The following is a 5,686-nucleotide window of genomic DNA, read 5'->3' as shown; positions in this document are numbered from 1 at the left end:
GACCTGGAACTGCCCGACGTATAGCCCCACTTACCCACCGGCCCCGCCTCACCAGACCACCGACCACCGACCACCGACCCACCGCCCCGGCCAAGCGCCGAGCGACCCCGCACCCACCAGCGAAAGGTGAGCACCCGTGGCAGCCCCCGTACCGCACCGGAGCACCACGCTGAGGGAGTCCCACTGGACTCCCAAGCGCCACGGCCTGATAACCGCGCTGTGCGAGGAGACCGTGGCGCGGACGCCCGTGATCCGCTCCCTGACCCACTACAGCAACGGCATCCTCGACTTCGCCGTCCTGAGAGCGGACCGCGCCCCGCTCTCCAGCCTGCTCACCGAGAGCGGCGACGACGCGCAGAACGAGTCGCTGGCCGGCTCCCGGCTGCTGCTCTGCGCGCAGGACCTCGGCGCCGTCCTGCGCCCGCTGAAGACGGGTGAGTTGATGCGCACGGTCCTCGCGGGCACCCGGGCCGGCCTGTGGGGCGGCCGGGCCCGGCCCGGCGAGTTCCTGGCCGCGGTGACGGACGTACCCGAGGGCGTGCCCGACATGGACGAGGCGATGAACGGGCTCGTCACCCGGATCCGGACCGAAGTGCACGGGCTGCCCGACGAGTTGCTCGGCGGCGACGCACAGGCCAAGGCCCATCTGCAGAGCGGCGAGGCGACCGGGGGCCCGCACGTCGACTTCGGGACCGCCGCCGCCCCGGACACCGTGTACGAGCAGCGGCTGCGCGACCTGTGGCGCACCCACGTCAACACCACGGACCTCCAGTACGCGGGCTACTACCGGGACTGGACCCTGGTCTGTGTCGGTGACGTCTTCGACAGCCAGGAACTCGGCCCGCGCTTCATGGACGTCAGCGTGCGCACCCGCCGGACCGCCTACCGCGACCTCTCGCGCGGTCTGCGCGGCCATCTGATCCGCCTCAAGGACGCGCTCGACCTGATCGCCCCGCCCCCGGGCAGCGGCGCCTCCGTCGAGCGGCTCGTCCTGGACGTCCAGGAGGGCGCGGTGTACGTCCACTGGACCTCGCCCCGCGCCTTCCTCCTCGGCGTCACGCTCGACCAGCGGCAGGTGGGCAACGCGGAACGGCGCCTCGCGGGCCTCGCCCGGACCACGGGCGGCCTGACCGTACCGCCCCCGAGCTGAACACGCGTACAGGCAACGGAAGTTGACAGCCGTCAGCCGTCAGCCGTCAGCCGTCAGCCGTCAGCCGTCAGCCGTCAGCCGTCAGTTGGCGGTCGGCGGTCGCTCGGGTCTAGGACACGGCGGAAGCGCTCAGCGTCCCCCACACCTCCTCCGCCAGGACCTCCACCGTGCGGGCCGGGGTCAGCGGATGCTGGTGCTCCGCGCTGCCCAGCAGATGCACCGGCAGCACCTCGACCGCGCTCTCGTACTCCCGGCAGATCCGGCGCAGTTCGCTCAGTTGCCCCTCGGACGGCGTGCCCGGCGTCGCCGCCCGGGCCCAGGTCGCGACCGCGCCCCGGAACTCCTCCGTGAGGGCCCGTACGAGGGTCGCGCAGCCCAGTACGTTCAGCTCAGCCGAGGTCGCCGCCGCCCGACGGCCCAGGCTCCGGCCGGCCACCCGCCGGGTCACCGACTCCAGCATCGTCAGCGCGTCCCGGAACCGGCGCCGCACCGGGCCCGGCAACTCCTCGGCGGACTCCGCCCCGGAAGTCGCGCGAGCGGACTGCCCCGTCAGTACGGGCGCCGCCGTCGCCCCTGGCGACCCCGTCGCGGCCGGACGCACCTCGAGCGTCATCGCGGCCAGGTTGCGGCGCATCTCGTCGAGGTGGGCCGTCTGCTGCTCCAGATTCCGGCGCATCCGCTCGCCCAGCTCGGCGAGATCCTCCTCCCGGCCCTCCTCCACGAGCCGCCGCTCCAACTGCAACAGCGCCTCGTGCACCTGCTTCGGGAACCCGCCCTGCCGGTACACCAGCGGGCGGGAGCCGATCGACCGCCCCAGCCGGTCCTGCATCGCGTGCGACACCAGTCCGTTGACCACCAGCAGCGCCTCGAACCGCCCCGGGCGCACCGCGCCGCGCAGTCCGTTCACCTGGGTGACGATCCGTTCGACGTCGTCGGCGAGGAGCAGGGATCGGGCGTACACCACCGCGATGTAGGCGTTCGGCGCCGGGGACAGCCAGTACAGGACCTCCTCCCGTCCGCCCGCCGAGCGCGAGAGCCTCGGCGGCACCGGATCACGGGAGGCGATCCGCCACTGGCCCAGGTCGAGGGCGTCGTGCACATCGCCCATGACCCGCTGGTACGACACCCGCTCGTGCAGCGCCCGTACCGCTTTGAGGACCGTCACCCCCGGCACCCGGCGCACCAGCCCCTCGCTGTCCTCGCTGAGCTGCCAGGCCTCCCGGCAGGTCTTCAGCACCTCCCGGGGCACGCCCTCCGTCAACTCGTGGAGCAGCCGCAGCGCCTCGCCGTCGAAGGGCCCGGTGGGCGGCGGCGCGACAGCGGGCCCACCCACGTCGTCCGCCTCGCTCGAACCGCCCGCCTCCCCGCCCGAGGCCAGATAGCGGGCCACCAGCTTCCCGGTACGGTCCTGGTCGAGCCCCGTCGGCCACAGTTGCACCACCCGCTCGTGCACGCTCTGGCGCAGCGCCCGCAGCCCGTCGGGGGAGGAGCAGAACACCAGCAGACCGCCGTGGCTCGTATAGATGTTGATGAGGCGTTCGAAGGCGTCCATGAACGCGCTCCGGCTGTCGTCGGGCCAGCCGAGCACCTTCTCCAGCGAGTCGAGGAGCAGGACGTACGGCTGCCCGACCCGGCCGTGCAGAAAGCCCTGCACGGTCAGCGCGTCGAAGACGCGGTCGATGCCGGCCGCGAGGCCGGGGCGCCCGTCCGACGGGCCTATCGCCTCGGTGATCCCGCGCTCGCGCAGCGGCTCGGCGGGCTCGGCGCCGTTCAGCCAGTTCCACACCATCCGGTTGAACGGCGGCTCCAGCAGCAGCGCGAGCGCGGTGGAGAACCTGCGGTGCTCGGTGACCTCGCCCAGGGTGCCGCGCAGATCGGCGTGGATCACTTCGGGGTCGTAGCGCAGCGCCGACACGACCTTGTCCGGGTCGAGGACCCGGTCGCGCAGACCGGTCGCGATCTCCCGCATGGTGCCCCGGCGCGGGTCGTCGTCCGCCGCGCCGACCCGGGAGGCCGTCACATAGGCGTAGTAGTCCCGCACCAGCTCCTCGAAGGCCCGTTTGCCCTGCTCGGTGTCGCCGGGGCCGCGCAGCCGGTCGCGGTAGAGCCGCCCCATGTCCTGCGCGGGCTCGTCCACTATCCAGGTCGCCGTCTCGGGGCGCCGCGCCAGGATCGTCTGGTAGGTCCGGCGCAGGGCGTGGCTCTTGCCGAGGCCGAACTCGCCCACCAGGGCGATCGCCCGGCCGCGCCGGCCACCGGCGGCGGGCGGCGCGAAGTAGTCGTCGACGAGCCCCTCGACGTCCTCGATCAGCGGGGTGTCGATGTGGGCGTTGCCGGAGTCGGCCGCCCGGACCCGCGCGTCCCCCAGGTCGGACAAGGGCCCGAGGCGCACGACAGGGCTCAGTGGGAAGGGGTTCTGGTGCCAGGTGTGTCCACTGGTCGGTGTCACGACGGCACTCCTCGTGTGTCCGGTGTCGGCCTTGGGAGCGGCGAGCGGGTGCATCTTCTGTTCAGCGGTTCGATTGTTCAGCGCTTCGGCTCGGTTCCTGTGTACGGGTGGGTCGGGAACCCCGCGACACGCCCTAGGCGGGTCTGCGGGGCGTCCGGCCCATGGCGGCGGGGTCGATGGCCGGCGGGGTGAGATGGGCGGCGGTCACATGCACCGGTTCTCCCCTTTCCCTCTGCTGTTTGGCGATGGCGAAACACTCCCGGCGCAGATGTCTCACGTCTGCGAGACTCCACGGGTCCTGCACCTGGCCCTGGCCCTGGCCTTGAATCTGGCCCTGGCCCTGGCCGTGACTCTGGGCCTGGCGTTGCCCCTGTCCCGAGCCCTGTCCCGAGCCCTGCCCCGAGCCGTGTCCCGAGCCGTGGCTCTGAGCCGGGACGGCGGGGAGCGGCAGCCGTGTGCCCTCGGGGTCGGGATGGCCGCCGCGGGCGGTCGCGGTCTCGGTGAACTTCACAGTGTCCTCCGTGGCGAGCGAGCCGAGCGAGAGGTGGGTGACCGGCATGTTCGAAGGCAGTCCCGCGATCACCTCACCCGCCGTGTCGCGGTTCTGGTGACTGATCTCGACGAACAGTACGATCCGGCTCTCCGCGTGGCTCAGCCACGTCTTGAGGAAGTTGGTCCGTACCTCGCCCCCGGCGTCCCGCCAGTCGATGTGCGGGACGATCGCGAACAGCAGACTCTCCTGCCGGGCGAGCAGCTTGCTGATGGCGCTGAACGCCTTCTGGACGTCGTCCCCCGTGACCACGGGGTCGAGCGGCTCCCCGGGGAACTCCTTCGCCAGCTTCCTGACGATCCGGTCGCGGATGAAGGTGTTGATCAGCGGGGTCTCCGCGAAGTGCCCCTTGGGATCCCAGCTGACCTTGTCGCCGAGGTTCTGGTAGCCCCCGGCCATCGCCACGACAGGACGGGCGAGGCCCTGGACGTATTCGTGCGCCCAGTGCACGCACCGGTGGATGAGGGTGGTCTTGCCCATGCCCACGGGCCCGGTCACCACGACCAGATGGCCGCGGCCCTCCTCCTCCACGAGCAGACCGGGCAGCTCCTCCTGGAAACACTCCTCGAACCGGCTCAGTTGCTGGCCGGCGTGATCGACGTCGACCCACTGGTGGACATGGCTCTGCTCCTTCCACGGCACCAGCGGATGGTCGGCCTTCGGCCGCACATGCGTCGCCGGCAGCCGGTCCCGGCTCTCCGGCACAAACACACCGAACGGGTTGGCGTGCTCCGTCTCGTCGAGCGGCCCGATCATTCGCCGCCTCCCGATGCCCCTGCCGCCGCCACTGGTCCGGCGTGGTCCGGGCGGGTTCGTACCGTGCGCCAACCCCAGTACATCAAACCGCGGTTGAGTCTCGGCAGTGCCTGAAGACGGGCGATCACCGAGGCGTGCACCTCGGCCGCGTCATGGGTGCGGGTCGCCGTGTCGAGCAGATACTGGCCGCCGCTGTGCGGCAACGGCTCGGCCAGCGGCAGTCCTTCGGCGAGTTCCTCGGCCGCCGCGCGCCGGACCGCCGGACCGGGCACCCGGGACAGGGCGACGGCCAGCGCGTCCCGCGCGGCACGCACCGCCGAGTAGTCCGCCCGCTCGTCCTCCTCGTACGCGGTGAGGTACTCCCGTACGGCCATCCGGTACGCGCTCTCCCTCGCCCCCAACTCCTGCCGCAGTTCGCGGCGTTGGGACGACACCCGCTCGTAGGACTGACCGGCCAGGGGGAGCAGCGCACCCAGCAGGAGCAGCGGGAACTGCTTCACCAGGCCCATGAACCAGCTGTCCTCGTTCGCGCCCTTGGCCTGCGCGGCTGTTCCCGGGGAGTCCGACTCGGCGGCCATCAGCGCGGCGCAGGCCCGCCCGAAGTCGTCGCCCTTGTCCTTGGCCCACTGCTCCGGCGACACCGTGGCGTTGGCCTTCAGCAGTCCCAGCCGGACGGCCGCAGTGAGCAGGTCGGCGCGGTGGACGGGGTCCAGGCAGTACACCAACTGGGCATCCCGCTCAGGGGAGTCGGCGTTCCCGGCGGCGCTGGCGAAGGCCGGCG

General features: G+C 72.1%; 4 protein-coding genes. 1 reads left to right on the top strand and 3 read right to left on the bottom strand.

Annotated elements, in window-relative coordinates; all coding sequences use genetic code 11:
• Window positions 1-136 precede the first annotated feature (136 nt).
• Window positions 137-1,150: a hypothetical protein gene (locus tag AOK08_RS17920; protein ID WP_055526812.1), complete on the top strand. Its 1,014-nt coding sequence runs from the start codon at window positions 137-139 to the stop codon at window positions 1,148-1,150.
• A gap of 109 nt (window positions 1,151-1,259) precedes the next feature.
• Here AOK08_RS17920 and AOK08_RS17915 read toward each other — a convergent pair whose 3' ends face one another.
• The 3 genes from AOK08_RS17915 to AOK08_RS17905 all read right to left on the bottom strand — a co-directional run.
• A complete protein-coding gene (locus AOK08_RS17915; protein WP_055526814.1) occupies window positions 1,260-3,599 on the bottom strand; it encodes a hypothetical protein in 2,340 nt (779 codons plus the stop codon).
• Window positions 3,600-3,732: 133 nt separating this feature from the next.
• The gene (locus AOK08_RS17910; RefSeq protein WP_055526809.1) at window positions 3,733-4,905 is read right to left on the bottom strand and encodes an ATP-binding protein; all 1,173 of its coding nucleotides are present in this window, start codon (window positions 4,903-4,905) and stop codon (window positions 3,733-3,735) included.
• Window positions 4,902-5,686 (bottom strand): hypothetical protein (locus AOK08_RS17905; RefSeq protein ID WP_157876713.1); only part of this gene is annotated, 785 nt, incomplete at its 5' end. The genes AOK08_RS17910 and AOK08_RS17905, both read right to left, overlap by 4 nt.

The sequence above is a fragment of the Streptomyces graminilatus genome (assembly GCF_001418565.1).
In the GTDB taxonomy this organism is placed as follows: domain Bacteria; phylum Actinomycetota; class Actinomycetes; order Streptomycetales; family Streptomycetaceae; genus Streptomyces; species Streptomyces graminilatus.
Note: the sequence above shows the minus strand (reverse complement) of the source record. Positions and strands in the feature narration are given on the sequence as shown.

What these genes read in the sequence shown, in the direction of transcription:
- AOK08_RS17910 (WP_055526809.1), bottom strand. Translation starts at nt 4,905, where the DNA reads ATGATCGGGCCGCTCGACGAGACGGAGCACGCCAACCCGTTCGGTGTG.